Here is a 26286-nt window from a genome sequence, read left to right as displayed (position 1 = left end):
AAATTTTATCAGCGAAAGCCGGTAAAGAATTAAGATTGTTATGTTTTTTTAACGATTTTTGTCTGGCCTTTGGGAAAATATTTCCGAAGCACTTCGGGAATGACGATCGAGCCGTCGGCATTTTGATAATTTTCGATTATGGCAATCAATCCCCGGGAAATCGCGATGGCTGTTCCGTTTAGCATGTGTAAAAACTCTTTAGTCCCGTCTTTGCGTTCAACTTTTACGTTTAAGCGCCGGGCCTGGTAAGTAGTAGTGTCGGAGGTGGACGTGATTTCCCCCCAGTCGTCCCGGGAAGTCATCCAGGCTTCAAGGTCGTATTTCCGGTAAGCCGGACCGCCTAAGTCGCCGGTACAAATATCCACCACCCGGAAAGGCACGCCCAAGTCCTTAAAAATTTCCACTTCAATGTCTTTTAATTCAGTGTGCATTCTTTCCGAGTCTTCCGGGGCGGTGTAAGCGAACATTTCAATTTTCGTAAATTGGTGCACGCGGTAAAGTCCGGAACTATGGCGGCCGTAAGAGCCGGCTTCGGTGCGGTAGCAATGGGAAAGCGCGGCGTATTTTAGAGGCAGTTTGTCTTCATGAATAACTTCGTCCATGTGGTACCCGCCCATGGTGATTTCCGCTGTACCGACGAGGTTTAAATCGGTATTTTCAACCGAATAAATCTGGGTTTCGGCGCCGCGCGGGTTATAGCCGATGCCTAAAAGCACTTTGTCTTTTGCTAAATCAGGCGTGGCAAAAGGCGTAAAGCCTTTGGCGATCAGTTTTTCAAAAGCAAATTGGGTTAGAGCCAATTCTAAAAGCACGGCTTCGTTTTTCAAAAAGTAAAATTTAGAGCCGGTTACTTTGGCGCCGCGCTCAAAATCCAATAAATCCAGCGCGGTCATCAGCTCTTCGTGGCCCTTGGGTTCAAAATCGAATTTAGGCGGTTCGCCGTATCTTTCGATTTCTTTGTTTTCATTATCATCCTTGCCGGTTGGCGAAGCTGGATGAGTCATGTTCGGAACCTGTAAAAGTAAACTCCGGTACTCTTCTTCAGCCGACTCCAGTTCCGGCTTATTTTTTTCCAGCTCTTCTTTCACTTCTTTCCCTTTTTCTATAAGTTTTTTCTTTTCCTCTTTTGACGCTTTTTGGATTAGTTCATTCAGCTTATTTTTTTCCGCGCTTAAATCCTCGGACTGCTTAAGGAGCTTGCGTCTTTTTTCATCCAAAAAAAGGAGTTCATTGATATCGCATCTGATATTCCGGAGTTCGCAATTTTTTTTAACCTGTTTCGCGTTATCGCGGATGAATTTTATATCCAGCATAGTAATTCAATTGGCAATTTTCAATTATCTTTTGACAATTTAACGGTTGCCTATTTTAGATGATTTATAGATTGAGGGCTTAAATGATTTTAAACGGACAATTTTAATTTTTTTAAATTTTTTCGCCAGCCCTTCAACGAAGCTTCTCTGGTCATAACCAAGCGCGATTATGTCCGGCTTATATTTTCTGATTACGGCGTATTTATCCCTAAGGTTGCCTAAAATTACTGTTTGGGCCAAGCCGCTTTCTCTTACTCTTTTTAGCCTATCATTTTCGCTATTTTTTGGCAATTTGCCTTTAATGATTTTTACGTTTTTATCCCGGCCGATAACGACAATGAGATGGCTGCCGTGCTTGGCGGCTTGCTTTAAATAGCTTTCATGGCCTTTATGGAATATGTCAAACGTGCCGAAGGCCATGACTTTCGTTTCCTTGGCTTTTAGAATTTTATTCTTCATATTCTTCCAGCCACTCAATATTTCCTTTTTCAAACTCTTGTTTTAAGCGGCGCTTCATTATTTTGTAAGCATTTTTCAATTCGGGGAAATTATTAACCGCCCGACTGGCGTAGCGCGGTATGGCTTCAGGCAGGTCGTAAGTCGCGTGCCCTTCTTCTATTAAATGTGCAATGCCTTCCATTTTATCAAGCGCGTTTATAAACTTCCCTTCCCGGCTCGTCCCTTTCTCGAATTCCAGCCATAAATTTAAAATTTCTTCACCAACCGGCGCCGGCAAAGTCGATTTTATTTTTTCCATGGCCTCGTATTCATTTTTATATTTATCCTCGGGCGTAATTTTTTTTAGCCAGATCAGCCGGTAATCCACGTCGCCGGCGATAGCTTCGGATAAATCATGCACTAAAGCGATTTTTACCGCTTTATAAATATCAATATCAAGCTTTAGCTCTTCAGCAAAAATAAACGCCATAAGAGCCAAGCGCCAGGAATGGTCAGCTGAAGAATCCTGATGGATGCCTTTTTTCCTTTCCTGGGCTCCGTAGCGGTAGGTGGTTTTTAAATCCCTGACAAGATGAAGAAAATCAAATATTTTTTCCAGGTTGTCCATAGTTATTAAGCCTAAATTTTGTAAGCACTCTAGACGAAGCTTTCCCCGGTCATTTCTTTCGGCTTCGGGATGCTCATAATTTTTAGTATGGTCGGAGCGACGTCGGATAAAAATCCTTTTTTGCGAAGTAATTTATTATGGCTTTCGGAAATCAAAATAAACGGAACCGGATTCAGGGTATGCGAAGTCATGGGCTGGCCCGAAGTATTGTCAAAAGTTTCTTCGGCGTTTCCATGGTCGGCGGTTATTATCACGTCCCAGCCGCGAGCCTTAGCTTTTTCTACCGCCATGCCGATTGCCCAGTCAACAGCCTCAACGCCTTTAACTATGGCCGGCATATTGCCGGTATGGCCGACCAAATCGCAATTAACAAAATTGGTAGCGATAAAATCGTAATTGGCTCTTTCCAGTTCAGCGCAAATTCTCTCGGCAATCTCCGATACCTTCATTTCCGGCCGGGCGTCATGCCAGGTAATCTTATTGGAATCAATTAGTACCCGGTCTTCGCCGGAAAAAGCTTCGTATTTTTGGGCGTTAAAATAAAAAGTCAGGTGGGCGTATTTTTCCGTTTCCGTAATTTTTAACTGCTTTAATCCGGTCCGGCTCAAAACTTCGGATAAAGGATGGGTGATGGTTTCCGGCGGAAAAGCGACCGATACGTCAAGCGAATCGTAATCATCGTCATACTTGGTCATGGTGACGAATTTAAGGTTATCTATTTTTTTACCAATAAATTTTCTCGCCAATTGCCTGGCCCGGTCGGAGCGGAAATTAGTAAAAATCAAGGCGTCATTAGCGGCGATTTTCCCCGCCTCTTCTTCATGGTCGGCGATTATGGCCGGCTCAAGAAATTCGTCATTAACCATATTATTCTCGTAAGCATTTTCGACCGCTTCCTGGGCGCTTTTAAACCGCGGTCCCTCGCCGCCGGTTAATATCATGAAATGCTTTTCGGTGCGCTCTAAGTTGGTGTCCCGGTCCATGCCCCAAAAACGTCCGCCGATAGTCGCGATCCGCCCGATACCCTCGGCTTTAAGAAAATCCTCCAGATCGTTTATATAGGCGATGGCGCTTTTTGGCGGCACATCGCGCCCGTCGGTTAAAAGATGTAGTTCGATTTTTTTTACTCCGGCCTCTTTGGCGATTCTTACCAGGGCTTTAACATGCTCAATATGGCCGTGGACGCCGCCCGGCGATACCATGCCATTTAAATGGAGGGTGCTATTATATTTTTTTACATGTTCGATCGCTTCGCAGACGGCGGCGTTATTTTTCAGTTCGCCGGATTTTATATGCTTGTTAATCTTAACTAGGTTTTGATAGACAATCCGTCCGGAACCCATAACCAGATGGTTGGCTTCCGAGGTTCCCATCTGCCCCTCGGGCAAGCCGACATCTTCGCCAGACGCGCCTAAAAGCGCCCAAGGATAAGTTTTAAAGTAGTTATCCAGGTTAGGGGTTTTTGCCTGGGCGATCGCGTTATGCTCGCGCTCTTCCCGGTAGCCCATGCCATCGCAGATGATTAGCAACACCTTTTTTTTCATATATTCAGGGTCAAAAATCAATTTTTAAAAAGACGTGAATTTTACCAGCGAAAATTTACTCCAGATTTTTGCCAAAATCCGCCAAGGCGGACCGTGCATTTTGGCAAAAATAGGCTTCTCAAAAGACATTTCTATCACCTTTTTTATTAAAACGGAAACTTAGCGTATACTGCCTTATCTCCTAATTCTTTTTCTATCTTCATCAGCCGGTTATACTTCACTGTCCGCTCGCTCCTGGCCGGAGCGCCGGTTTTAATCTGGCCCGTGCCCATAGCAACAACAAAGTCAGCAATAAAGCTGTCTTCGGTTTCGCCGGAACGATGGGAAATAACCGAGGTCATGCCTGCCGCTCGCGCCATTAATATAGCGGAAACGGTTTCTGTCAGCGTCCCGATCTGGTTTAATTTTATTAAAATTGAATTGGTGGTTTTATTTTCAATCCCCTTCTTCAGCCGTTCAATATTAGTTACGTACAAATCGTCGCCCACCACCTGAATTTTATTTTTGGTTTTTTCGGTAAATGCTTTAAAACCTTCCCAGTCGTCTTCGGAAAAATGGTCTTCCATGGATTTAATCGGATATTTATTGGAAAGTTCGATAAAGAATTCCGCCAATTCAGCCGAGCTCAAATTTTTGCCTTCTTTATTTAATTTATAATGGTCTTTTTCAAAGAATTCAGTGGCGGCCGGATCAATCGCAAAAATTATGTCTTCGCCGAGCTTATAGCCTGAAATGTTTATGGCTTCGCAGATTAAAGCGAACGGCTCTTCATTGGAATTTACCGCCGGGGCAAAACCGCCTTCGTCGCCGACATTAATCCCGTAGCCTTTTAGTTTTAAAACTTTTTTTAGGTTCTGGTAGACTTCCGCGCCCATCCTGACTGCCTCGGTTATACTTTTCGCGCCAACCGGCATAATCATGTATTCCTGGATGTCAGTGGCCCAGTCGGCGTGCTTGCCGCCGTTCATAATATTCATCATCGGCACCGGCATAAAATATGTGCCGTTAAAGTCTGGATTTAATTTGGTTAAGTATTCGTATAATGGCTTGCCTTCAGTTTGGGCGGCGGCTCTGGCCGTGGCTAATGACACTGACAGTATAGCATTCGCGCCCAGTTTGGCTTTATTAGAGGTGCCGTCTAGTTCAATCATTTTTTGGTCAATGGCTTTTTGATCCGACGCATCCATTCCGACCAAGGCTTTTTTGATCGTGGTCTCAACATTTTTAACGGCAGTCAAAACTCCTTGGCCGCCGAATCTTTCTTTATCCCCATCCCTTAATTCGCAGGCTTCGTAAGTTCCGGTCGAGGCTCCGGACGGCACTGCTGCCGTACCAGTCGTCCCGTTTTCCAAGATAACCGCCGCTTCAATCGTCGGATTGCCGCGCGAGTCCAGGATTTCAATAGCCTGAATGTCCTTAATTTTCATATGATTTCTGAATTTATTGATATTAAATGAATAGTTAATTTTTCAACACTCATCCATTTATTTATTCCATAAACTAAATTTTTTCACGGTTTTACATTCCTAGCTTATCACTGATTCCCTGCAAAGCTTTCAATCCGATTTCCAAAAATTCATCCAAAGTTACACCGGCCTTTTCACATTCTTTTATTAACTCCCGGTCGCATTTGGCGGCGAATTTTAATGTTCTAAATTTTTTCTGCAAGGAGGAGAGGCTTAGACTGACTAATTTCTTATCCGGCTGCATTAAAGTCGAGGCGATTATTAATCCGGTTAAAGTTTCGGCCGCGACCAGACAATGTTCGATTGCGGAAGTCCGTGATTTACCAATCGGCGCGCCGCAGGCTTCGATTCCATAGCCATGAGATACTATCGTGCTGATTAAAAAATCGGTTGCCCCGGCATCCTTTAAAATTCCTGCGCATTTAGCGCAGTGCTCTTTTGTATTGTCCTTGGTTAAATCCCAGTCAATGTCATGGAGTAATCCGATTATTCCCCACTTTTCTTCGTCCTCGCCGAGGCGCCGGGCTAAAGCGCGCATAATCGCTTCGGATTCAATTAGGTGAAGCCGGGTTATTTTATCGCTAATAAATTGGCCAACTAATTGCTGGGCTTTATCATAATCAATGCCTAATTCTTGGGTGGCCATATAAAGATTATTAGTAAATAATTATTCTTCGTTAGTTTCGCCTTTTCGCGGCTTCATTAAGGGGAAAATCTGGGCTTCGCGGGCGGATTTGTCCATTAAAAAGGCAAAGACGCGCTCGGACAGGCCGAATCCGCAGGCCGGGGGCATGCCGTATTCTAAAGCCTCGACAAAATCTTCGTCATTCATCTGGGCCTCTTCGTCTCCGGCGGCGCGTAATTTCGCCTGCTCGTTAAAGCGTTCGGCCTGGTCAATCGGATCATTTAATTCCGAGTAGCCGTTCCCTAATTCCGATCCGGCAACAATGACCTGGAATCTTTGGACCAAATCCGGATTTTTTTCATCTTTCTTGGCCAGTGGCGAAACTGTAATAGGCAGGTTAACCAAAAATCCCGGACCGGCCAATTCTTTCCGGCAGAATTTCCAGAGGTTATCTATCGCCCGGGTAATATTAAAGCCATCCTTATCATAAGGTACTTTTAAATTCTGAAGTTTTTTTTCGATCTGCTTTAAATCAGCTTTTAAAATATCCAGGCCGGTATATTTTTTTATCGTGTCCCGGTAATCGTAGCGCTCCCATTTTTTTCCTAAGTCAATATCAAATTCACCAATTTTAAATTTAAGCGTGCCAAAAGTTTCCTCCGCGACGTATTTATATAACTCCTCAACTAAGTTCATGCCTTGCTCATAATCGGCGTAGGCCCAGTAAAATTCCATCTGGGTGTAGTCCTGCAGATGCTCGGCGTCCATGCCCTCGTTCCTAAATTGCCTCCCGATCTCAAAAGTTTTTTCAAATCCGGCAACGAGTAAGCGTTTTTGCCAAAGCTCGCCCATGGAAATACGCAGATACACATCCATGTCTAAGGCGTTATGGTGCGTTATAAACGGCCGGGCGTCGGCGCCGCCGGTAGTAGTTTCCAAAACCGGAGTTTCTACTTCTAAAAATCCTTTGTTGATTAAAAAAGTCCGCATAGCGTACCAGAACTTAGACCGCTTTTCAACCATTTCCTTCACTTCCGGGTTGAATAATATGTCTAAATATCTTTTTCTTAAGCGCTCTTCCTCGTCTTTTAACCCGTGCCATTTGTCCGGCAGAGGTTTTAAGGCTTTAGCTAATATTTTCCAGGATTGGATTTTCAAAGATTTTTCTCCTTTATGAGTGTTAAACACCGTCCCGGCCGCCTCAATAAAATCGCCCATGTCTATGAGCTTAACAAATTCCTTATAGCTTTCCGCGCCGGTGTCATTTTTTGATAAAGCGATCTGCATCCGGCCGCTTTCGTCTTCTAAATGGGCAAAAGTCAAATTGCCGTGAGCGCGGATGGTGCGCAAGCGTCCGGCAATTGTTATTATGGAACTGTCTTTTTCCAGCTTTTCAAATTGGCCCAAAACATCTTTTATTAAGTGAGTTCTTTGGGCGCGGGAAGGATACGGGTTAATTCCCTTAGCGCGTAGCTCTTCCAATTTTTTTATCCGCTCGTCTCGCTCGCTTATTTTTTGGTTAACCATAGAGAAAAATTAAAAAATACCCATTTTGGAGATGAATTATTATGCTAAAATTTTATCGTATTTTAGGGAAAAAGTCAAAAAAAACCGGCCCTCCAATAGGTAGGATGGGCCGTGTTAAATAACGCCGGTTCCTTACGCCGGGGTTTCCGAGGCGATCTTAAGTATCCTAAGATTTGACTTCCTCTCGAAGGGCCAGCCATTGTTCGTTAAGCTTGGACTCTTTAAAAATATTATCCAGCGCCTCTCCTCTTTTTTCCCGGAATCTCTCGAGTTGAATCTCTTCCGGAGACTTTTTTTGCCGCCGGATGCGAGAAATTGTCAGCCACGCAATAAAGACAACAAGGGCGCAGACGCTTAAGCAGATAAAAAGATCTGTCAAAACGTCGGCCAAGTCCTGAAAAAAGTTCATAACTGCCTCCCGGTTTAAGGGTTAATGTTGTTTAGACGTCAATAAAGTAAATAATATTCCCATATTTACTCTACAGATATCTAAATAAAAATTAAAAAATCAATTTTAAAAAAACAAATTATTCAATCTTCGTAATTTCGTATTCAATTAAGCCTCTCGGGGCTTCTACCTTAACCTTGTCGCCTTTTTTCTTGCCTAAAAAAGCGCGTCCCAACGGCGATTCATTGGAAATCTTCCCTTCGGCCGGATCAACTTCATTAAAACTGACTATGGTATAGGTTTTGGATTTGCCTTCGGTTTTGACCGTTACTTTAGAGCCCATGCCGACAACGTCCTTTCCCCCGCCGTTCGATACGACGGTCAAATTTTTCAGCATGGCGTTTAATTCCTGGATTCGGCCTTCGTTAAACGCCTGGGCTTCTTTAGCGTCGGCGTATTCGGCGTTTTCCGACAGATCGCCGAGTTCTTTGGCTTTTTCGATCCGATCGGCGATTTCCCGGCGCCGAACATTAACTAAGAGCTCTAATTCCTGTTTAAGCTTATCATACCCTTCGGGGGTGATGATTTGATCGGTCATAAACGTTTGATAATAAGTAATTTAGAGATATTTGATGATATTGAATATACCTGAAAATTAAAAAAAAATCAATGATACTAAGACTCCCGCGGATTAAGATTTTGTGAAAGGTTAATAATAAGCAGGGCAAGAAGTAAATAGCCGATGCCGAGCGGATGGTTGGTGTAGGGCGAAAAAATGCTGGTCGCGCCGATAGCAAGGAGGCCGACAATAATTCCGGCGTTAATTAATTTATAAGGTTCGTATGCCGGATTATCTAAGCTCGAAAATTTTACTGCCTGAAGCGAAATCCGGAGAATTAAAATCAGATAGGCTAAAAGACCGATCAGGCCGATTTTTAACCAGATGTCGAGCCAGCCCCACTCAAAAGCGTAAGTAGTGTATTCTCCGCTGGGCGAACTTTCTAAAACCCGCGGGTCGCTTGATTTATAAGTGACGGTCGCGCCAAAACCCTTGCCTAAAATAGGCGACTCCCTTATCTCTTCCCATAGTCTCGGCAAAAGCGCCCAGCGCGAACTGGCGCCGGCTTCGTCCGAAACCTGCCCGAAGCGGTCGGAAAGATCTTTGGCGTTTAAACCGGCCTCGGGCCTCGGAAACGGGAATCTTGCCACTAAAAGAATTATAGCGAGACTGGCCGCCCCTAAGGCAACCCAAACCGCTACTGCCCGAAAAAAGGCTTTAAAGCGATAGATAGCAAGTACGGCAGACAAGCACAAAAGAATGCCGGCCGCCAATCCCGCCCAGTAGCTTCGGGAGAAAGAAATGAGAATTGAGGACAAAAGCAAAGCCGTAAGGGAAAAATATTGCATTATTTTTTTTGAATATTCAAGTTTTGCCAAATTTTTAAAAGAGGCAATAAAGATAATAAAAATTCCGGCCAAGGCGTAAATTTGCGACTGAAAAAAAATCCGGTATACTCCGCTTGGCATAAGCGTTACTTCCCCGAGCCCCGCGTCCCTAAGCCAGCGGAAAAGCGGATAAGTATCCCAGGCGGAGAAATGGGAAAATATGTAGAGGAAAAAAAGAGAGCTCGCGCTGATCCAGATAATGGAAGCAGTAAAAATGTTAAAAATTATTTTTAGGTCGCATTTTTTAATTGTGTCAAAAAGAGGAAAAGCCAGTAAGAAATAAAGCCAGCCGTTAAAGTCGAGTAAAATATTTTTTAACCCGTTATGGTTTAAAAAGCCGTTTGTTAGACCCATGCCTAAGAATAAGAAGAAAATCATCAAATCAATATTTTCCTTAAATATAGCCAGGTTTAAATCCAGCTTATTTTCTTTGATTAATCCGGCTATTTTTTTTCCTGCCCAGACGGCCATTATAATCAGCCAAAAGGCCATGCGGATGGAAATTACCTGGCCGCTTAACTCTATATAAAAAAGATGGCCGAAAGAGCCGATAAAAAGCTCGGCCAAAAGGATAAAAATTCCGTACCTTAAGTCTTTGACGGACAAAACGAGGAATAAAACCGCCAATATCGCAAAAAAGACCGGCAGATGAACCGGTATCAGGTAGCCGAATAAAGAGAATATTTCGGCGAAGAAAATTAGTATGAGTATGCTCGAAATTTTATTTAACGGACGAATTAAATTGAACATGGTCATTGACCTTAATATTGTTTTTGGCCGCCCATCCGGCATTGACTTCTAAAACCTTGTCAACCGGCTGGCCGCTTAGATAGTTATTTTTATACACCTTCCCTTCTGGCATGGCGTTTTCATCTATTTTAACAACTTCATTATTAATAATCCAGACAAAGTCCAGGGAAAAATTCATTTCGCGCATTACGAACGTTCTTGGAGCCTGGTCCGGAAAGATAAAAAGCATGCCGCAATCGGCGCATAATGACTCGCGGTTACTTAAACCCCGATACTGCTCCGCCGGCGTATTAGCCAGTTCGGCGGCCAACTCATGGCCGTTAATTGAGATGATGTTCTTCGCCGAAGTGCGGATTTTAAAGACAAACAAACCAAGGATCAGTAAAAATAGAAATACAAAAAAGAAAAATAATTTGTTTTTATGGAATATCATTTTCTGTATTTATTAAATATTTGGCGGATAACATCGTCAACCTCGACTTCATCAATCATTATATCGTCGACCGGCAGGCTTGAAGCTAAAATTTTTCGGGCGACGTCTTTTACTTTTTCCCGCGGTACTTTAATAGAAACCGCGAGCGGCGCGAACTTGGCCAGTTCTCCGAATTTTTTTACCTGCTCCCGGGTAACGCCATCGCCGTCAAAAGTTATATTTAACTCTTTGTAGGGGGCGTATTTGATTATTAGCGAGTTCAGGTCTCCGTCGTAGATAATCGTTCCCCGGTCGATTATAATTACCCGGTCGCACAATTCTTTTATGTCTTCCATGTAATGCGAAGTAAGCATAATCGTAGTTTTTTCCGCCCGGTTGTATTTTTTAATAAAGTCGCGGATATTTTTCTGGGCGATTACGTCCAGGCCAATAGTTGGTTCATCAAGGAATAAAACCTTAGGCTTATGTAAAAGCGCGGCCGCCAGTTCGCATTTCATCCTTTGACCGAGCGACAATTTTCGCACCTGAATATCTAAAACGTCTTTTATGTCCAGGAGAGCGACCAGCTCGTCAAGATTGCGCTTAAAATCTTTATCGGAAACCTCATAAATTTCCTTATTCAAAATAAAGCTTTCCATGGCCGGCAGATCCCACCAAAGCTGGTTTTTTTGGCCCATGACAAGCGCGAACTGTTTTTGGTATTCTTTTTGGCGCTTCCAGGGAGTATAGCCTAAAACCGCGGCTTCCCCGCCCGTGGGATAAAGAATTCCGGAGAGCATTTTTAAGGTCGTAGTTTTTCCGGCGCCGTTCGGACCTAAAAATCCGACCAGTTCGCCTTCCTGAATGTTAAAGCTGATTTCTTTAACTGCCTGGGTAAAAAGTTTTTCCCGGCGAAAAAGCCCTTTAACCGAAGCCCAAAGACCAGGCTGTTTTTTGTAATATTCGTAAGTCTTAGACAAGTTTTTTACTTCAATGATAGGCATAATATTTAATAACAATTTGCAATTAACAATAGTTAATTAATCATGGGCAATGCTAACGATCAATTTTAAATTGATAATTGTAAATTGATTATATTCCTACGCTTTCGTATTTTTTCAGGCCAGCGCGCCAGACTAGTTTAATAATACCATACATTACCAGAATCCATAACAGCTCAACTGCCAGGCCGCGGGCGGCTTCGGCAACCGAAACTTTCCCGAGAATAATGCTAGTCGGATAGTATAAGGTATAAATAAAAGGGGTGGCCATGGCAAAATTAGCAAAGCCGACTGGCAGTAAATTAATCGGAAAATACGCGCCGGACAAGAATTTATTTAAAGTGCTCGCCGTAAAATCAACGCCGGAAATCTCGTCAGTCCAAAAGGCCGCCAGGCTGATTAAAATCGAATAAAGCATGCGGATAATTAAAGCCATAAAGATCATGGCCAGTAAGATTATTACTTCTACCATTCCGACTCTCGCGACAATATGGCCGCGGGCAAAAAAGATGACCGCCGCCTGGATAAGGACGGAGAGAAAAACCGCCATTACACTGCGGCTAAGTCCCAGGGTAAAGACGTAGCGGAGAAAACTTATCGGCTTGATTATGAACTGGGAAAGCGTGCCGTCATAAATCAGCCGTGCCGCGACTTCTTCAAAGCCGTAGCTCGCGGTCAAGTAAAGTATGAGCCAGCCGACGATTACATAGGTAATCATTTCGTCGTAGGTATAGCCTTTGATAATCGTTGCCCCGCGGAAAGCGGCAGTCCAGACTACCAAAGGAACCAGCACCTCAAAAAAATTTCCCACCCGGTAGCAGATAATATTAAACCGGTGAGTCATTTGCCGGGACATTTCCATCTTGGTAATAGTCGCGTATTTTTTAAATTTGCCCATAGTTTTAATTTGTAGGCGAAGTTTTTCGGCTTATCGCGTTTTTAAATTCCTGTCCCCTCAAACTTCTTTAGCCCCAAAGCCCAGACCGCTTTGATCACAGCGAATAATACTAAAATCCAGACCAGCTGGGCGCCTAAAATTTGCATCCCCTGCCCCAAAGTTATTTTTCCTAGATAAAATTGCATCGGCAAAAAATAAGTGTAAGCAAAAGGAAAAAAATAACTTAACTTAGCTACGATAGCCGGCAAAAACGCGATAGGAAAAAACGCGCCGGACAAAAAGCGGTTTAAAACGTTTAAAGTATAATAAGCGCCGTTTATATCCGAGAGCCAAAAAGAGAAAAAACCGAAAATCACCGCTAAAAAGAATTTTATAAAATAAGCGAGGAAAAACATCAAAATAAAAATAGCCAAACCAGCGGGCGAAAGCGCGTATAAAAGGTCGGCGCGGAAAAAATAAAGGAAAAAAACCGCCTGGACTATAATAATGGAAAAGGCGAAAAGCAGGCGGCCGATTGAATGGGAAGTGATGTAAACCAGATAGCTCACGGGCTTAATAAGGAAGTTGGACAGCCGGCCGTCGTAGATGTCGACTTTAATAACGTTCTCGTAGCCGTAGTTGGTCGAGAGGTACATAAAGATCCAGCCGATAACGACATAAGTCATCATTTCACTTTTAGTATAGCCCTGGACCACGTCCGCCGCGCTAAAAATCGCCGACCAGATTACGACCTGGATAAATAAATCCAAAAGATTGCCGCCGATATAAGCGAAAACGTTAGCCCGCTTAACAAACTCGGCCTGGGTTTTATTCTTGGCGATGGTCAGGTATTTTTTAAACATTGATTTTCATCAGCTTGACGCGCTGGAATAATGCCTTAGGGCGTATTGCCAAAATTTTCTTGATCCAAAGAAAAATATCGCGGCCAGTAGTATGGACGAAGCGATTAGCCAGAAATTAAAGCCGTATAAAAATATTTTCGCCGGAATAGTCGCCATAAAGGCTAAAGGCAGGACGGTGGAAAAAATAATGCGGACTGCCCGGTGGAAAAAGATGTCGGTCGGATATTGGGAAACGCGGATAGTCTGGTTAACGAGCATCCATAATGAATTGGTATCGGTAAACCAGAAAGCCAGGCTTTTGAAAATCAAAGTTATGCTATAGGTAATGGCCAGGGCAAAGAAGATCATAAAAAAATAAAAAAAACCATTAACTGCCATTTGGGAAAATCCGAGCCCCAGTCCCGGCACCGCGTAAATAAAAATGAGGACGGCGGTTATTACCCGCCCCCAGTCTTCCGGATCGGCCCGCCAAACGGAAATTAAAAATTGGGTCGACATCGGGCGGGTGATTAAGTTGTCGAGGGTCCCCAGTTTAATAGCCTGGCCGATTCCGGCCAGCTCGGCAAAGAGCGCCCAATTCAGCCCCTCGACCATCATATAACTCGCGACGATTAAGAGCGCCTGGTTGTAAGTCCAGCCGGCAATATTGTTTACGAAACTAAAGATTATATTTAAAAATAATAATGACATAACCATCTGCAAAAGCACTCCGGAAATGATCAATAAAAAGTTAAACCGAAAAGCCATCCTTTGCATTAGCGTTGCTTTAGCGTTTATCCGCCAGATTCTGAAATATTTGCCTAAACTCTTAACCATAAGCCTCGTATTTTTTAAAGCCGAAAAATAATAAAATTCTTGCTAGCGCGTATAAGGCAGCGAGCCAGGCCAATCCGGATAATAATAGTATCGGCGCTTCGGTAGCGCCGATCCGGTGAGTGGCAATTGATATGGGAATAAAAACTATGAATTTAAAAGGCAATAGGTTTCCCAGCCAGGATAAATATTTTGGAAAGAGGTCCAGGGGCACCATGTTCCCGGATAAAATCGAGATGCAGGTGATTATGGAAAAATTAAGGCCCTGAATCCGGTCAAAATGGAAGGACATCAGCCCGACCGAATAAGAGATTAAGAAATTAATGCAGATTCCGATGAAAAAAATAATCAGGAAAAATAAAATCATCGGCAGGCTGTTATAAGCCGCCGCGGCCGATAAGCGCCCTGACGCTAAAAGCGCCAAAATAAGAATGGAGGTAAAAACTACAAAACGGTAAGCTACCGTTCCGAGCTTATAGGCGAATTCTTTATGAAGGTAGTTTAAAGGCTTTAAGAAATAATTTATCGCGCCGCCTTCGGCGATTTCCTCGTTCATTTTTTTCGCCGTATCGTCGTAGAGCGCTATAAGCGAAACAAAGCGCGAAAGGATAAAATAAGTTACGAGACCGGTGAGGCTGTAAGAGCCGATATGCCCGCCCTGGCGGTAAATCGAAGTCCAAAGATAAAGGAGGATAACAAGAAAGACCGATTCGGAAAAAAATATGGTAAAAGTATTGAAGCGGTAGGCTAGGCTGGTTTGGACGGAATTTTTAAAAATAATAAAATATTTTTTCATCCCGCGAAAATATTATATGGCGATAACTTTTTTCACTTCCGGAATTTCTTCCTTAATTTGTTTTTCGATTCCCTCTTTTAAGGTGATATGGGCCATCGGGCAATGGGAGCACATGCCCTGGAGCTCTAACTTAAGAGTGCCGGTTTTCTCGTCAAAACCGGCGAAATGGACGTCCCCGCCGTCTGATTGGAGCATCGGCCGGATTTTATCTAAGGCTTTTTGGATTTTTTCCCGCATATTTTTATTTGCTGATTATTTATTAATCGCGCCGCGAAACGCATCGTTTTGCTAAGCGCTATCCGCTCTTAGAGCCAGTTTAATCCTATTCTTAAAAAATGTAAACTTTAGTCCCCACTTCGGCCCAGTCGTATAAAATTTTAGCGTCTCCGATAGGAAGCCTGATACAACCGTGGGAAACCGGCTTGCCGATATGGCCCGCCCCTTCCCGGTAGCCGTTCGGCCAGACCGGCAATTCGTGGATCCCGAAATTACCCATCCCAAGCCAGTAAGGCATCCAGAGCTTATAGGTTTTAGACCAGGCTTTGGGGCTTTTATTTTTAATTGTAAAATTTCCTTTGGGGGTTGGCATGCCCGGCTTGCCGGTTGAAACTCTGAATTGCCCGAGCCTTACTCCGCCAAGGTAATAATAGAGGGTTTGTTCCTTGCCGGCGTTAATCTCAATTTTTTTCCCCAGTCTGGCTTTAGGGTCTTTATTTAGAGGATCAAAACCCGTTTTTATTTCTTCCCCGTCCCGAAATCCATCGCCATCGGTATCCGCTTTGGATAAGTCGGTATGGAAGTTAAATTCCATCCGGTCGGAAAGGCCGTCTTTATCAAAATCATTTTTTTCCAGCTTAATTTTCTCCGGGTTATGAGGAGAAAAGCCTTTAATCAGCTCTTCTCGGTCCGAAAAACCGTCGCCGTCGGTATCGGCTTTGGCGCTGTCGGTTTTATATATACCCGTCTCGTCGGCATTACTAATGCCGTCGCCGTCGGTATCGTCCCTTTCCACGGCAAATAGCGCCGCCGGAGCCAAACAAAAGCCTAGCAATAATAACACTAGTATGAAAGATTTTTTCATAGATCAGCTATTATTATAATTTAGCACTATTTTAAAAATTTTTCTAGGAGCGGTAAATTCACCATTATATCCTTAATAGCGGCCATTACTTGAAAAATGTCCCAATTTTAGGTAAGGTAGAAGTAATCGGTTGCCAGTTTAAATTATACAATTTTCAACTGAAATTATGGCCAATTATTCAATAAAAGGAGGAAAAAAATTATCAGGTACCATTAAGACCAATTCGGCCAAGAATTCGGCAGTGGCGATTTTGTGCGCCACTCCGATGATAATCGGGCGGACGACGCTTATAGATGTGCCGCGCATTGAGGAAGTAAAAAGAATAATCGAGATCCTTGAATCAATCGGGATGAAAACTAATTGGATCGGCGTCCATACTCTGGAAATAATAAACAGCGGAAAATTGAGCCTGAAGAATTTGAACGGGGAATCTTACGCGAAGACCCGGGCGGCGCTTCTTTTAATCGGTTCCCTTTCTTCAATATTCCCGAAATTCCGCCTTCCAAAAGGATCGGGATGCAAGCTGGGAAAAAGGACGGTTAATCCCTATAAGCTGGCGATGGAACAGATGGGATTTTCGGTAAAAGACGACGGCTTCGAATATGAAATAGCCAGGAAGAAGCCGCATGACGCGCAAGTAACAATGTATGAATCCGGAGATACGGCGACGGAAAATACAATTTTAGCCGCGGTTTTAAGCCCAAAAAAAACCGATATTATTTTTGCCGCTTCAAATTACATGGTCCAGGATTTATGCAATTTTCTTATTAAGGCCGGGGCAAAAATCGCGGGGGCCGGAACCAACCGCTTGCGGATTACCGGCGTTCCAAAATTAAAGCCAGTGGAAAATTACTCGATTATTCCGGATCCGATTGAATCCATGGCTTTTATTTCGATCGCCATTACTACCAAATCAAGAATAAAAATTACCCACTGCCCGGTTGATTTTTTGCGGCTGGAAATCGAAAAGCTCCGGGTAATGGGGCAAAAATTAAAAATATCCGAACCATATAAATCCAAAAGCGGATTTTTTGATCTGGTTGATATCGAAGTAATTCCGTCGAAGCTCAAGGCACTGCCCGACAAAATCCATCCTCTTCCCTATCCTGGCTTAAATATCGACAATCTCCCTCTTTTTGTGCCAATTCTTACCCAGGCCGAAGGAAAAACTTTAGTCCATGACTGGGTTTACGAGAACCGGGCGGTCTATTACATTGAACTTAATAAGCTCGGCGCTGATATTACTTTGTATGACCCGCACCGGGTTTCAATAGCCGGTCCGACTAAATTCCGGGCCGCGGAGATCATTAGCCCGCCGGCTTTGCGCCCGTCGATAAATTTGCTGATCTGCATGCTAGCGGCCGAAGGAGTTTCCGTCTTAAGGAATTCTTATTCCATAGACCGCGGCTACGAGGATATTGTAGGGCGCTTAAATAAGCTTGGAGCGGACATTAAAAGAATCGATTAGCCGCCGCCAGCTAAATATCATGTCTTCTAAAATAAGAAACATACTTTTTATAGCATTCATCGGATTATTTGTAATTATCACCCCCCTGGTAATGCTTTACGCCGCCGGTTACGAATTTAACTGGGAGGCCAAAAAGATCCAGAAAACCGGAACGCTGAACATTATTACCGATCCCAAGGGAGCGAAAGTATATCTTGACGGAAAAGTTTTAACCGAAACTTCGCTGGCGAGCTTTATCAATAAAGCTCGGCCGGTTTATACTCCGGCTAAAATAAAAAATCTTCTGCCCGGCGAATATTTAGTAAAGCTGGAAGCGGAAGGTTATTGGCCCTGGGAAAAAAAGGCCGATATTTACCCGGGTGAAGCGCTGAATCTTGACAAAATAATCCTCATAAAAAAAGATTTGCCGATATTGGCAGCCGCGGAGGCGTTAACCGGCGCTATCACCTCCCCGGATCGGGATAAGTTTTTATGCCTGGCGGGCGACAAGTGCGGGATTTTCTCTCTGTCCGGCGATAATTTTTCCATCCTGCCGGGTGAAAGCTGTAAAGGGAAAAATATCGTTTGGTCTCAAGACGGATCAAAAATTTTAATTGGCGAAAAGCTTTACGATTTGGCCGCCGGGGGGCCGGAAAACGCGCTTGACCTGGCAAAAATTATTCCAAAAACCGCCCGGCTTTATAGCTTTGATTCGGCAAACAGCGCTAAGCTGTATTTCTTCGATAATAAAAGCCTCAACCTTTATTCTTACGGAGAGGCCCAGGCCAATCCGGTACAAAAAATTTCCGGCTCGCTTGACGATTATTCGGTAAACGGCAATGAGCTCCGCATGGTGAGCCGCGCTGCCGATAAAGCTTTTCTTATTATTTATGACTTATCCCAGGGAAAAGACATAAGGAGAATCGAGCTTCCCTACTCTGAAGGCTATAAGCTTAAAAAATCCAATAACAGCCTGGTAAGCCTTTTGGACGAGAAAAGAAATATTTTATATATAATCGACCCGCTCTCCCGCGCGCCTTCGAAAGAAACAATCGAGAACGTAAAAGTTTTATACTGGATGGATGAAAATAATCTTTTATACGCTAATGATTTTGAAATCTGGAAAATTAACGCCTCGAGCGGCAATAAAGAGCTGTTTACCCGCTTGAGCGATCCGATCAAGGACGTAATCTGGCATCCTTCCGGAGATTTTATTATTTATAGTACGGCTAACTCGCTTAATTTGCTCGAAACGAGCGGGTCGGAAAGAAAAGTTATTGAACTCGTTAAGCTGGACCAGGTATCGGCGCCGGCCTTAGATAAAAACGGCGAAATAATATATTTTTATGGCGCAATCAGGGAAAAGAAAGGAATTTACAAGTTAAGAATCAGGTAATATAGATGATTAAATGAATTCTATTTAATGATTGATTTAGTAAATTTAATAAAATCTTTTCCAATGTCTTCGCGGTCGACCGCGTATTTGACTACGGCTTTTAAATAATTCAGCGGGTCGCCGGTAGTCAGCCACTCGCCGTCAACAATCTCTTTGGCCATGAACTTTCCGCCGCGCCGGACAAATTCCCGGATAGCATCAACGGTCCAAAGCTCGCCGTCTTTGCCCAAAGGGGTATTTTTTAAAATTTCGACTATTTCCGGGGTTAGAATCATCCGTCCGAAATCAGCTAAATTGGACGGCGCTTCTTCCACTGCCGGCTTTTCAATAATATCTTCTAACTCCATTGTCCCCTTTTTTAATTTAACAATGCCGTAGCGGTTAGTCTCTTCCCGCGGCACCTCCTGGACGCCGATCATCGGGCATCCATGCTTATCGAATTCGTCCGTCATTTGCTTAGTGAACGAAATTTTTGACTTAACTAAATCATCGCCCCAGACATGGACAAAAGGCTCATTGGCGACTAATGAGGCGGCCGATAAAACCGGAGTTCCGTTTCCGTAAGGGCCCTTTTGACGAACATAAATAAAATTGGCCATCTCGGAAATCCTTTTCATGCTTTTCCAAAGCGCTTCTTTTCCCGATTTTTTCAATTCATACTCAAGCGCCCAGGCTTTATCAAAGTGGTCTTCCAAAGGTTTTTTGTCCCATTTAGTAACCAAAATTATATCTTCAATCCCGGCTTCTACCAGCTCTTCGACAACCAACTGGATTATCGGCTTGTCAACGATCGGCAGCATCTCTTTGGGCATGGCTTTGGTAGCCGGGAGAAACCGGGTGCCTGATCCGGCAACCGCGACGATAGCTTTTTTAATTTTTTTCATATAAGTTTTCAAATTAGGCTCTTTTTTAGTTTACTTTTATGCGGCGGATTTGTAAATTAAAATTATGGCGCGAACTTCCACTTCCAAAAATATTTAATCCAAGAAGCGATATGCGTTCGGGCCAGCTTATTAGTCAGGGGGGCGATGAACCAGCGGCCTTTGGCGCTGGCGCGGGCATGGTCATGGTTAGCGCTTGCCATCGGGTTATAGATTACTTCGAACCCGGCCTTTTTTACCCGGCGGCAAAGGTCAGTGTCTTCGAAAAACATAAAAAAGAGCGGATCAAACATCAGTCCGATTTTATCCATTACGCTTCTTCGCACCATCAAACAAGAGCCCATCATCCAATCAACGCTTCGAATCTCTTTATGGTCGAAATCGGCCATCATAAACCGGTTTATTTCGCCCTTGAAAAGCTTCCCTAAAAAAGTCCTTCGCAGTATCGGGGTATGGAATTTAGGAAACCGCAGGCAGGAAGGCTGGAGCGAGCCGTCCGGGTTTAAAAGCTTCGGGCCGGCTATGCCGGCTTTGGGATTCTTGGTTAAATACTCGAAAAGGATTTTTATCATTTGCGGATCGACAAAGGTATCCGGATTCAAAATCAAAATATAATCGCCGTGCGAATTCTGGATGCCGAGATTATTCCCTCCGCCCATGCCGCAGTTTTTCAGGCTTAAAATTAATTTAACATAAGGAAAATCTTTTTTCAGACTTTCAAGATTATCACCCGAAGCATTATCCACAACAATTATTTCGTGGCTGATTTCCGGAAAAAAAGACGCCCCAATAGCGCCCAGGCATTTTTTTGTTTTTTCCAGGCTTTTATAATTTACAATTATTATGCTTATGTCCATATTTTATTAAACCGCGGCGGTTTTTTCCTATCCAGGAATTTAAAACTTTTATAGTTTTTTTACCACGCGATAAGACGCTTTGCTATCTTCCAGTATAAGTTGAAAATCGGGTTGGCAATATATTTTAAAATCGGATTTTCTATCTCCTGGAATAATACCCGCCCCTGGAAGTTTTTTAAAAGTTCGGCGTCAGGCACTTTTCTAATGGCGCGGACTTTAGCGCGCGCGCTAAAAATTTTTTTCCAGCTGGCGGGGCGAAAAAAATATTTATATACCGAAATTTTCGTACCGGACCAGCCGTTTATGATTGAATAAAAAAGCATTCCCAAGTCCATCGCGATTAGGGCCGGCAGGACTAAAAAAATCGTCGGCAGTTTGTAAAACATGAAAATTACCAGATATCTGTTCCTTTCCATAAAGTAAAGCTGGCGGACGCTTCGGGAAAATTCGTATTTATGGTAAACGACTGACTTTGGCACAAGGATTATTTTAAAGCCCGCCAGTTTTGCCCTTAAGCCTATTTCCATATCATCATGATACATGAAAAATTCTTCATTATATCCGCCGATTTTATCCAGCGCCATTTTTTTTATTATGAAAGAACAGCCGCTCGCGTAGCCCTTTATTTCCGGATTCCCTTCTATCGGCCGGTCGGCCTCATAATAAGCGCTGGTAAAGCCAAAGCCTAAAAAATGGCTAATATTCCCTAAGGTATTAATTTTTGGCAAATCACCCGCTTTTTTAGAATACAATAAAATCTTTGACTGGGCAATGGCCGCCATTGGTTCAAGCAAAACTGCCGAAACCAGCTCGCCAAGCCACTCTTTATCGAACTTCACGTCCATGTTGGCGATTACGAATAATTCACAGCCGTCTTCGGCCGCTCTTTTCATTCCGGCATTATTGGCGGCCGCGTAATTTCCATCCTCTCTCGGGATAATAATCACTTCAGGAAAATGGCTGGCAATAAACCGGCGGGATTCGCCGCTTGAGGCATTATCAACGATATAAACGCGGATTAATTCCCCGGGGTAAGTTTGTTCCCTTAAACTGTCCCGGCATTCGGCGAGAAATCTTTTAGCGTAATTCTTATAGTTAACAATTATAATTCCAACTTTTTTCATGTTTAGAAATATATGGATGTCCGCCGCATGATGGAATAAATATCAGGCGCCCCGCCTATTATTTGTCTCTTATGTCCTAGCCCGGCCTTTTATACTTAACTTATCTCCAAGGAAAGTCAGGGCTTGACCGACCGGCCAGGCAAGCTTCAAAATCCAGTACTGCCAGGCGGGCTGCCATTTTTCAAAATATTTTAGCATGCTGCCGCGGAAATATTTTTGCGCCGCTCCCCGGCTCACCTGGGAAATGCTTTGGCCGACGTAATCAATAGAGGAGGCGGAAGGCGTGTACATAACTTTTAGTCCGGCGTTTTTTACCCGGCGGCAATAATCCACTTCTTCAAACCAGATGAAGAAACGCTCATCCAAGCCGCCGATTTTATCCATCGTTTCCCTTCTTATCATAAAAAAAGAACCGCGGATTGAATCAACCGCCGCCTCTTTGGAATAATCGAAATTTTTAAACAAATAATGGTTCAGTACGCCGGGAAAAAAATGCGGGAGCTTAAAAATTATGGCCAGCTGGTCTAAAAGAGCCGGGAATCGGCGGACATGCGGAATAGTTTCCCCTCTTTCATTAACTAGCCGGCAGCCGGCCACGCCAGCCTCTGGACGCGAATCCATCCATTTAACCATGCTATAAAGCGTATTGGGCATTACGCGCATGTCAGGATTTAATAGGAGAATGTATTTTCCCCGGGACTTATTTATGGCCTGGTTGTTAGCCTTGGCAAAGCCCAGATTGTCTTTATTCGCGATTAGCTTAACCTGGGGAAATTCTTTTTCCACCATCTCCGCCGAATTGTCGCGCGAATTATTATCGATAACGAAAACTTCAGAGCTTATTCCCTCTTGGCCGGAGAATAGCGCTTTTAGATTCTTTTTTAATTTTTCCTTTACGTTCCAGGAAACGATAATGACGCTAATATCCATATTTATAGCATGAATTTTTCAATTTCTTTGATGTTGGTCCTGATTTTAAGCTGGCCCCGCCGCTTAAAAATTTTATATCTTATTTTCCAAAGCGAAGCTATTTGCCGTAAGAGGTAAGGCTCAAAAAATAAGGCGAATGCCAGGCTTTTGAACTGGTACCAGCCGGTTCTAAATCTCACCCGCCGGGAAAACGGCAAGCGGCTGTATTTAATAAGCAGAATCCACTGGTTTAAAAACGACCATTCCTTGATTTGGCGGCTCTTATTTTTCCGGTTTAAGGTGATCGCTAAATTGCTTTCGCCTTTAGGGCTCGCCGTCCGGTCGTGGTAGGCTACCGCATCCGGCGCAAATATAATTTTCCAGCCAGCGAGGCGCAAACGGTAGGACAAATCGCAGTCTTCTTTGTACATGAACATGAGTTCGTCAAAATACTCGTTATACCGGCCGTTAAAAAATGCCGCGTCGAGCAAAGCCGCCAGGTTAAAGATGACCGCCGCGCCGGTAAAGCCGAATACCGGAACATATGCTTGACGCGGCGTTTGCGGTTCGCCGTCTTCTCCCTGGCGCAAATCCGAAAACCGATGCTCTTTGGTTATGTAGAGTCCGCAACTGTCGATCAGGCTGGTTTTTATATTATTTTTAAAATCCCATTTCAATATCTTCGGGGCGACCGCGCCGATTTCTTTGTCCGTTTCAATGGCCATAACAATTTTTTCAATAAAATCGGCTTCAAAAATCATATCCGGATTAACGGCGATGAAATAATCAGCGCCTTCTTCTATCGCCCCGTTAATCATTAAGTTATAAGCTTTGGCAAAGCCGAGATTTTTTCCGGACTGGATAAATTTTATTTCCGGAAAATTTTCGCGGATATATTTTTCGTTTTCATTTTCTCCCGCTAATGAGTTGTCGGCGCATACAAGCTGTACATCCGCGGTCTGGGCCTTTAAAGAAGGCAAAAAATACGGCAAATATTTTGCCGTCGCTTGGCCGTAAGCTATAAAACCGAGGACGATTTTTTTATTTTCACCGGGCATTGCTTTAATCTAATTTCTTTTTGGCGATGGCCTTCAGGCCTTCATTAAATTCGCCGATCGCCTTATTGATTTTTGGGTCGAATTTTTCGCAAATCTTTTTTTCCTTAACGGTTTGTCCGGCCTCTAAAAGCGCGTCAAAAGTTCCGGCATCCAGCCAAGCGCCTTTTATTTTTTTTACCGCGAGCTCTCCCATTTTTAAATATTGGCAGTTAATATCCGTTACTTCAATTTCGCCCCGGGCCGAAGGTTTTAATTTTTTCGCGATCTCCACCACCCGGCTGTCGAAAGTGTATAACCCGGACACCGCGAAATTGCTTTTTGGCTTTTTAGGCTTTTCTTCAATGGAAACGGCTTTGCCGTCCGCGCCGAACTCTACTACCCCGAAACGTTCGGGATCCGGGACTTCTTTGGCAAACACCATTCCGCCCGACTGAAAATTTTTTATTTCGTCAGCCAAATCGTCTTCAAAAATGTTATCGCCTAAAATCATAGTAACCGAGTCATTATCGATAAACGATTCGCCTAAGATAAACGCGTCCGCCAGTCCGCGCGGCGCTTTTTGGACTTTAAACTCCAGCTTAATGCCGTATTTGTCGAAGATCGCGCCCAAAAGATTTAAAAATTGCCCCGAATGGTCCGGCGCGACAATAATTAAAATTTCCTTGATGCCGGCCCGAACCAAAACATTCAAGGGATAAAAAATCATCTGGCGGTCGTAAACCGGCAAAAGCTGTTTTGAAGTTGTTGCCGTCAAGGGGAATAGCCTCGTTGCCGTTCCTCCGGCTAAAATTATTCCTTTCATATTTGTATGTTTCATAGCCAATCCGTTAAAAGGCGGAATGGCGCCCGAATAATTAATAGAGTTTTACCAAACCGCGGTCTAAAAGTTTTTTGAAGCTGGCCTTTAAAAATAAAAATGCCAATACAAGATAAACAGCGTTTAGGGCGAGGCTCGTCCAAACTTTACTCATATCAAGGGTTCCGGTAGCGATTACTTCGCGCGCCCCTTCGAAAATATAACTGGAGGGGATAATAATTGCTACCTTCTGCGCCCAATCAGGCAGAATTGATAAAGGGTAGTAAATGGCGGAAAAGGGAGAAATAATCATAACGAGCGACCAGGCCAGAGTCTGGACCCGGGTGCCATACCGGAGTATGACGCCGTTTACGAACATCCCCACCCACCAGCCGGTCATAAGAAGCAAGATTGAAAACGGGATTAAGTAAAGGCCGTAGGAAAAAATATTTACATGATACAAAAGAAGGGCGAGGAGAACGGCAAAGGGCAGGCTGATAACGATTTTAATAACGCTTAAAGACAAAAACGCCGCCACCCACTCGATAAATTTTATCGGCGAAACAAAAACGTTAATAAGGTTTTTGCTCCAAAGGTCTTCTAATAAATTCAGGCTGATGTCATTCTGGCCCCGCCAGATAATAAGCCACAAAACCACGCCGGAAACAATGACCATTGTTACGGAAAGAGAATCCGGCGCGAACTTTTTTATGTAGAAGCTCGTTAGCCCCCAAAGCAAAAGGTCAATCGCCGGCCAATAAAAAAGGTCGGTGATGCGGTCCCAGGAATGGCGGGTGGTATATAGGCTTCTTAAAATTAAGGCGTAAATCCTGTCAAATTTCATACTAGTTTTTGCGTAAAATCCTTAAAATAGAACTTTTCTCTTTTGTTTTTTTAGCGTCGGTATCTTTTCGGGGTTTTATTATTTGAAGGAAATAATCGTTTAAAGTCGGCTTATCGATGCTTATTTCGTCATACAAGACTCCTTGATCCATGATTTCCCTTAAGAAAAAAGGAATTTCTTTTTCATCCATGTCAACCGTCAAGGCCTTGCCGTTCAACTTGCATTTCATGTTTTTTGCTTCGCAGTATTTTTTTAACTTGTCCGTACCGCGCCCGACCAAGAGCCGGACGTGGCTTGTTTTCATGGTCTTCGCGAGATTAATCGGCGTATCATCGGCAATAATTTTTCCCTCATTAATAAATATTACCCGGTCGCACATTTCTTCCACCTCGGCCATGTTGTGCGAAGTAAAAATTATCGAAACCTGGAATTTGGTCTTTTCTTTTAGTAAAAATTTTCTTATATAGCTTGCGACATCCGGGTCAAGCGAAGCAGTCGGCTCGTCTAAGAGCAGTACCCGGGGGTAATTGATAAAGGCCTTGGCTAAATTAAGGCGGGTAATCTGGCCGGAAGACAGGCCGGTGGTTTTATCCTTAACCAGTTTTCTTAACCTAAAAATATCTATCATTTCTTCAATCCTTTTTTTGCGGTCTTTAATCTTATACAAGTACGAGGCCCAGGCAAGGTTTTCCCGGACCGTCAATTCCCAGGGCATATTGGTATAAGTCGAAGAAAAATTTACCTCTTCCAAAATCTCTTCCCGGTGCTTTCCTAAATCTTTGCCAAAATACATAACCTGGCCGCCCGTAGGATTCAGCACCCCTAACAGCATCTGAATGGTTGTAGTCTTCCCCGCTCCGTTAGCTCCGAGTAAACCCAAAATCTCCCCTTCTTTTAAGGAAAAAGATATGTCATCAACGGCCGTGAATCGGCCGAATTTTTTGGTTAAATTTTTAACTTCTAATACGTTCATGTTTTTATGGAAGATTGGCAGGATGATTATGGC

The 26286-nt window shown here is 43.5% G+C and carries 28 protein-coding genes; 2 read left to right on the top strand and 26 right to left on the bottom strand.

Annotated features, from left to right (window positions below; all coding sequences use genetic code 11):
• Positions 1-38: 38 nt before the first annotated feature.
• The 18 genes from serS to WC715_00205 form a co-directional block, all read right to left on the bottom strand.
• Entirely contained in the window at positions 39-1313 is a 1275-nt protein-coding gene (gene serS / locus WC715_00290) for a serine--tRNA ligase (GenBank protein MFA6170889.1), read from the bottom strand.
• Between the two features lie 39 nt (positions 1314-1352).
• Entirely contained in the window at positions 1353-1772 is a 420-nt protein-coding gene (locus WC715_00285) for an adenylyltransferase/cytidyltransferase family protein (protein MFA6170888.1), read from the bottom strand.
• Positions 1762-2379, bottom strand: a complete 618-nt coding sequence (locus WC715_00280) for an HD domain-containing protein (GenBank protein MFA6170887.1) — start codon at positions 2377-2379, stop codon at positions 1762-1764. Before WC715_00280 ends, WC715_00285 begins: the two co-directional genes overlap by 11 nt.
• Before the next feature lie 29 nt (positions 2380-2408).
• Positions 2409-3923, bottom strand: a complete 1515-nt coding sequence (gene gpmI / locus WC715_00275; protein ID MFA6170886.1) for a 2,3-bisphosphoglycerate-independent phosphoglycerate mutase — start codon at positions 3921-3923, stop codon at positions 2409-2411.
• Between the two features lie 146 nt (positions 3924-4069).
• The gene (eno, locus tag WC715_00270; GenBank protein ID MFA6170885.1) at positions 4070-5350 is read right to left on the bottom strand and encodes a phosphopyruvate hydratase; all 1281 of its coding nucleotides are present in this window, start codon (positions 5348-5350) and stop codon (positions 4070-4072) included.
• A 91-nt stretch (positions 5351-5441) separates the two neighbouring features.
• The gene (locus tag WC715_00265) at positions 5442-6035 is read right to left on the bottom strand and encodes an HDIG domain-containing metalloprotein (protein ID MFA6170884.1); all 594 of its coding nucleotides are present in this window, start codon (positions 6033-6035) and stop codon (positions 5442-5444) included.
• Positions 6036-6056: 21 nt separating this feature from the next.
• On the bottom strand, positions 6057-7541 hold the full coding sequence (gene lysS / locus WC715_00260; protein MFA6170883.1) for a lysine--tRNA ligase: 1485 nt from the start codon (positions 7539-7541) through the stop codon (positions 6057-6059).
• A gap of 166 nt (positions 7542-7707) precedes the next feature.
• Positions 7708-7950, bottom strand: a complete 243-nt coding sequence (locus tag WC715_00255; GenBank protein MFA6170882.1) for a hypothetical protein — start codon at positions 7948-7950, stop codon at positions 7708-7710.
• A gap of 118 nt (positions 7951-8068) precedes the next feature.
• Positions 8069-8527 carry a transcription elongation factor GreA gene (greA, locus tag WC715_00250; GenBank protein MFA6170881.1) on the bottom strand — a complete coding sequence of 153 codons (459 nt, stop codon included), beginning with the start codon at positions 8525-8527 and terminating at the stop codon, positions 8069-8071.
• Between the two features lie 77 nt (positions 8528-8604).
• Positions 8605-10125: an O-antigen ligase family protein gene (locus WC715_00245; protein ID MFA6170880.1), complete on the bottom strand. Its 1521-nt coding sequence runs from the start codon at positions 10123-10125 to the stop codon at positions 8605-8607.
• On the bottom strand, positions 10097-10558 hold the full coding sequence (locus WC715_00240) for a DUF192 domain-containing protein (GenBank protein ID MFA6170879.1): 462 nt from the start codon (positions 10556-10558) through the stop codon (positions 10097-10099). The genes WC715_00245 and WC715_00240 overlap by 29 nt, the downstream gene beginning before the upstream one ends.
• On the bottom strand, positions 10555-11541 hold the full coding sequence (locus WC715_00235) for an ABC transporter ATP-binding protein (GenBank protein MFA6170878.1): 987 nt from the start codon (positions 11539-11541) through the stop codon (positions 10555-10557). Before WC715_00235 ends, WC715_00240 begins: the two co-directional genes overlap by 4 nt.
• An 88-nt stretch (positions 11542-11629) precedes the next feature.
• A complete protein-coding gene (locus tag WC715_00230) occupies positions 11630-12436 on the bottom strand; it encodes an ABC-2 family transporter protein (protein MFA6170877.1) in 807 nt (268 codons plus the stop codon).
• A gap of 41 nt (positions 12437-12477) precedes the next feature.
• On the bottom strand, positions 12478-13278 hold the full coding sequence (locus WC715_00225; protein ID MFA6170876.1) for an ABC-2 family transporter protein: 801 nt from the start codon (positions 13276-13278) through the stop codon (positions 12478-12480).
• A 9-nt stretch (positions 13279-13287) separates the two neighbouring features.
• Complete coding sequence (locus tag WC715_00220; GenBank protein MFA6170875.1) at positions 13288-14094, bottom strand: ABC-2 family transporter protein; 807 nt, start codon at positions 14092-14094, stop codon at positions 13288-13290.
• The gene (locus WC715_00215) at positions 14087-14887 is read right to left on the bottom strand and encodes an ABC-2 family transporter protein (GenBank protein ID MFA6170874.1); all 801 of its coding nucleotides are present in this window, start codon (positions 14885-14887) and stop codon (positions 14087-14089) included. The genes WC715_00220 and WC715_00215 overlap by 8 nt, the downstream gene beginning before the upstream one ends.
• A 12-nt stretch (positions 14888-14899) precedes the next feature.
• Positions 14900-15124: a NifU family protein gene (locus WC715_00210; GenBank protein MFA6170873.1), complete on the bottom strand. Its 225-nt coding sequence runs from the start codon at positions 15122-15124 to the stop codon at positions 14900-14902.
• 91 nt (positions 15125-15215) lie between these two features.
• Positions 15216-15968 carry a L,D-transpeptidase family protein gene (locus WC715_00205; protein ID MFA6170872.1) on the bottom strand — a complete coding sequence of 251 codons (753 nt, stop codon included), beginning with the start codon at positions 15966-15968 and terminating at the stop codon, positions 15216-15218.
• Positions 15969-16134: 166 nt separating this feature from the next.
• Here WC715_00205 and WC715_00200 point away from each other — a divergent pair, with 166 nt between their 5' ends.
• Complete coding sequence (locus WC715_00200) at positions 16135-17436, top strand: UDP-N-acetylglucosamine 1-carboxyvinyltransferase (protein MFA6170871.1); 1302 nt, start codon at positions 16135-16137, stop codon at positions 17434-17436.
• 19 nt (positions 17437-17455) lie between these two features.
• Positions 17456-18811 carry a PEGA domain-containing protein gene (locus WC715_00195; protein MFA6170870.1) on the top strand — a complete coding sequence of 452 codons (1356 nt, stop codon included), beginning with the start codon at positions 17456-17458 and terminating at the stop codon, positions 18809-18811.
• Between the two features lie 20 nt (positions 18812-18831).
• Here WC715_00195 and WC715_00190 read toward each other — a convergent pair whose 3' ends face one another.
• The 8 genes from WC715_00190 to WC715_00155 all read right to left on the bottom strand — a co-directional run bounded on the left by WC715_00190 (position 18832) and on the right by WC715_00155 (position 26253).
• Entirely contained in the window at positions 18832-19695 is an 864-nt protein-coding gene (locus WC715_00190; protein ID MFA6170869.1) for a UTP--glucose-1-phosphate uridylyltransferase, read from the bottom strand.
• A gap of 62 nt (positions 19696-19757) precedes the next feature.
• Positions 19758-20549: a glycosyltransferase family 2 protein gene (locus WC715_00185; protein ID MFA6170868.1), complete on the bottom strand. Its 792-nt coding sequence runs from the start codon at positions 20547-20549 to the stop codon at positions 19758-19760.
• A 59-nt stretch (positions 20550-20608) separates the two neighbouring features.
• Positions 20609-21673 carry a glycosyltransferase family 2 protein gene (locus tag WC715_00180; protein ID MFA6170867.1) on the bottom strand — a complete coding sequence of 355 codons (1065 nt, stop codon included), beginning with the start codon at positions 21671-21673 and terminating at the stop codon, positions 20609-20611.
• A 69-nt stretch (positions 21674-21742) separates the two neighbouring features.
• The gene (locus WC715_00175) at positions 21743-22603 is read right to left on the bottom strand and encodes a glycosyltransferase family 2 protein (protein ID MFA6170866.1); all 861 of its coding nucleotides are present in this window, start codon (positions 22601-22603) and stop codon (positions 21743-21745) included.
• 2 nt (positions 22604-22605) lie between these two features.
• A complete protein-coding gene (locus tag WC715_00170) occupies positions 22606-23640 on the bottom strand; it encodes a glycosyltransferase family 2 protein (protein ID MFA6170865.1) in 1035 nt (344 codons plus the stop codon).
• A gap of 4 nt (positions 23641-23644) precedes the next feature.
• On the bottom strand, positions 23645-24442 hold the full coding sequence (locus WC715_00165) for a sugar phosphate nucleotidyltransferase (GenBank protein MFA6170864.1): 798 nt from the start codon (positions 24440-24442) through the stop codon (positions 23645-23647).
• 52 nt (positions 24443-24494) lie between these two features.
• A complete protein-coding gene (locus WC715_00160) occupies positions 24495-25280 on the bottom strand; it encodes an ABC transporter permease (GenBank protein ID MFA6170863.1) in 786 nt (261 codons plus the stop codon).
• Position 25281: 1 nt separating this feature from the next.
• Positions 25282-26253, bottom strand: a complete 972-nt coding sequence (locus WC715_00155) for an ABC transporter ATP-binding protein (protein ID MFA6170862.1) — start codon at positions 26251-26253, stop codon at positions 25282-25284.
• Positions 26254-26286: the final 33 nt, after the last annotated feature.

It is taken from the genome of Patescibacteria group bacterium (assembly GCA_041661505.1).
Lineage (GTDB): Bacteria > Patescibacteriota > Patescibacteriia > Patescibacteriales > JBAZCA01 > JBAZCA01.
This window is presented reverse-complemented; position numbering and strand designations above follow the sequence as displayed.

What these genes read in the sequence shown, in the direction of transcription:
- greA (MFA6170881.1), bottom strand. Translation starts at nt 8,527, where the DNA reads ATGACCGATCAAATCATCACCCCCGAAGGGTATGATAAGCTTAAACAG.
- WC715_00200 (MFA6170871.1), top strand. Translation starts at nt 16,135, where the DNA reads ATGGCCAATTATTCAATAAAAGGAGGAAAAAAATTATCAGGTACCATT.
- WC715_00220 (MFA6170875.1), bottom strand. Translation starts at nt 14,094, where the DNA reads ATGGTTAAGAGTTTAGGCAAATATTTCAGAATCTGGCGGATAAACGCT.
- WC715_00195 (MFA6170870.1), top strand. Translation starts at nt 17,456, where the DNA reads ATGTCTTCTAAAATAAGAAACATACTTTTTATAGCATTCATCGGATTA.
- WC715_00215 (MFA6170874.1), bottom strand. Translation starts at nt 14,887, where the DNA reads ATGAAAAAATATTTTATTATTTTTAAAAATTCCGTCCAAACCAGCCTA.
- WC715_00175 (MFA6170866.1), bottom strand. Translation starts at nt 22,603, where the DNA reads ATGGATATTAGCGTCATTATCGTTTCCTGGAACGTAAAGGAAAAATTA.
- WC715_00255 (MFA6170882.1), bottom strand. Translation starts at nt 7,950, where the DNA reads ATGAACTTTTTTCAGGACTTGGCCGACGTTTTGACAGATCTTTTTATC.
- WC715_00210 (MFA6170873.1), bottom strand. Translation starts at nt 15,124, where the DNA reads ATGCGGGAAAAAATCCAAAAAGCCTTAGATAAAATCCGGCCGATGCTC.
- serS (MFA6170889.1), bottom strand. Translation starts at nt 1,313, where the DNA reads ATGCTGGATATAAAATTCATCCGCGATAACGCGAAACAGGTTAAAAAA.
- WC715_00230 (MFA6170877.1), bottom strand. Translation starts at nt 12,436, where the DNA reads ATGGGCAAATTTAAAAAATACGCGACTATTACCAAGATGGAAATGTCC.
- WC715_00225 (MFA6170876.1), bottom strand. Translation starts at nt 13,278, where the DNA reads ATGTTTAAAAAATACCTGACCATCGCCAAGAATAAAACCCAGGCCGAG.
- WC715_00185 (MFA6170868.1), bottom strand. Translation starts at nt 20,549, where the DNA reads ATGGACATAAGCATAATAATTGTAAATTATAAAAGCCTGGAAAAAACA.
- WC715_00160 (MFA6170863.1), bottom strand. Translation starts at nt 25,280, where the DNA reads ATGAAATTTGACAGGATTTACGCCTTAATTTTAAGAAGCCTATATACC.
- WC715_00170 (MFA6170865.1), bottom strand. Translation starts at nt 23,640, where the DNA reads ATGCCCGGTGAAAATAAAAAAATCGTCCTCGGTTTTATAGCTTACGGC.
- WC715_00265 (MFA6170884.1), bottom strand. Translation starts at nt 6,035, where the DNA reads ATGGCCACCCAAGAATTAGGCATTGATTATGATAAAGCCCAGCAATTA.
- WC715_00240 (MFA6170879.1), bottom strand. Translation starts at nt 10,558, where the DNA reads ATGATATTCCATAAAAACAAATTATTTTTCTTTTTTGTATTTCTATTT.
- lysS (MFA6170883.1), bottom strand. Translation starts at nt 7,541, where the DNA reads ATGGTTAACCAAAAAATAAGCGAGCGAGACGAGCGGATAAAAAAATTG.
- WC715_00245 (MFA6170880.1), bottom strand. Translation starts at nt 10,125, where the DNA reads ATGTTCAATTTAATTCGTCCGTTAAATAAAATTTCGAGCATACTCATA.
- WC715_00155 (MFA6170862.1), bottom strand. Translation starts at nt 26,253, where the DNA reads ATGAACGTATTAGAAGTTAAAAATTTAACCAAAAAATTCGGCCGATTC.
- gpmI (MFA6170886.1), bottom strand. Translation starts at nt 3,923, where the DNA reads ATGAAAAAAAAGGTGTTGCTAATCATCTGCGATGGCATGGGCTACCGG.
- WC715_00235 (MFA6170878.1), bottom strand. Translation starts at nt 11,541, where the DNA reads ATGCCTATCATTGAAGTAAAAAACTTGTCTAAGACTTACGAATATTAC.
- WC715_00205 (MFA6170872.1), bottom strand. Translation starts at nt 15,968, where the DNA reads ATGAAAAAATCTTTCATACTAGTGTTATTATTGCTAGGCTTTTGTTTG.
- WC715_00280 (MFA6170887.1), bottom strand. Translation starts at nt 2,379, where the DNA reads ATGGACAACCTGGAAAAAATATTTGATTTTCTTCATCTTGTCAGGGAT.
- WC715_00180 (MFA6170867.1), bottom strand. Translation starts at nt 21,673, where the DNA reads ATGAAAAAAGTTGGAATTATAATTGTTAACTATAAGAATTACGCTAAA.
- eno (MFA6170885.1), bottom strand. Translation starts at nt 5,350, where the DNA reads ATGAAAATTAAGGACATTCAGGCTATTGAAATCCTGGACTCGCGCGGC.
- WC715_00165 (MFA6170864.1), bottom strand. Translation starts at nt 24,442, where the DNA reads ATGAAAGGAATAATTTTAGCCGGAGGAACGGCAACGAGGCTATTCCCC.
- WC715_00190 (MFA6170869.1), bottom strand. Translation starts at nt 19,695, where the DNA reads ATGAAAAAAATTAAAAAAGCTATCGTCGCGGTTGCCGGATCAGGCACC.
- WC715_00285 (MFA6170888.1), bottom strand. Translation starts at nt 1,772, where the DNA reads ATGAAGAATAAAATTCTAAAAGCCAAGGAAACGAAAGTCATGGCCTTC.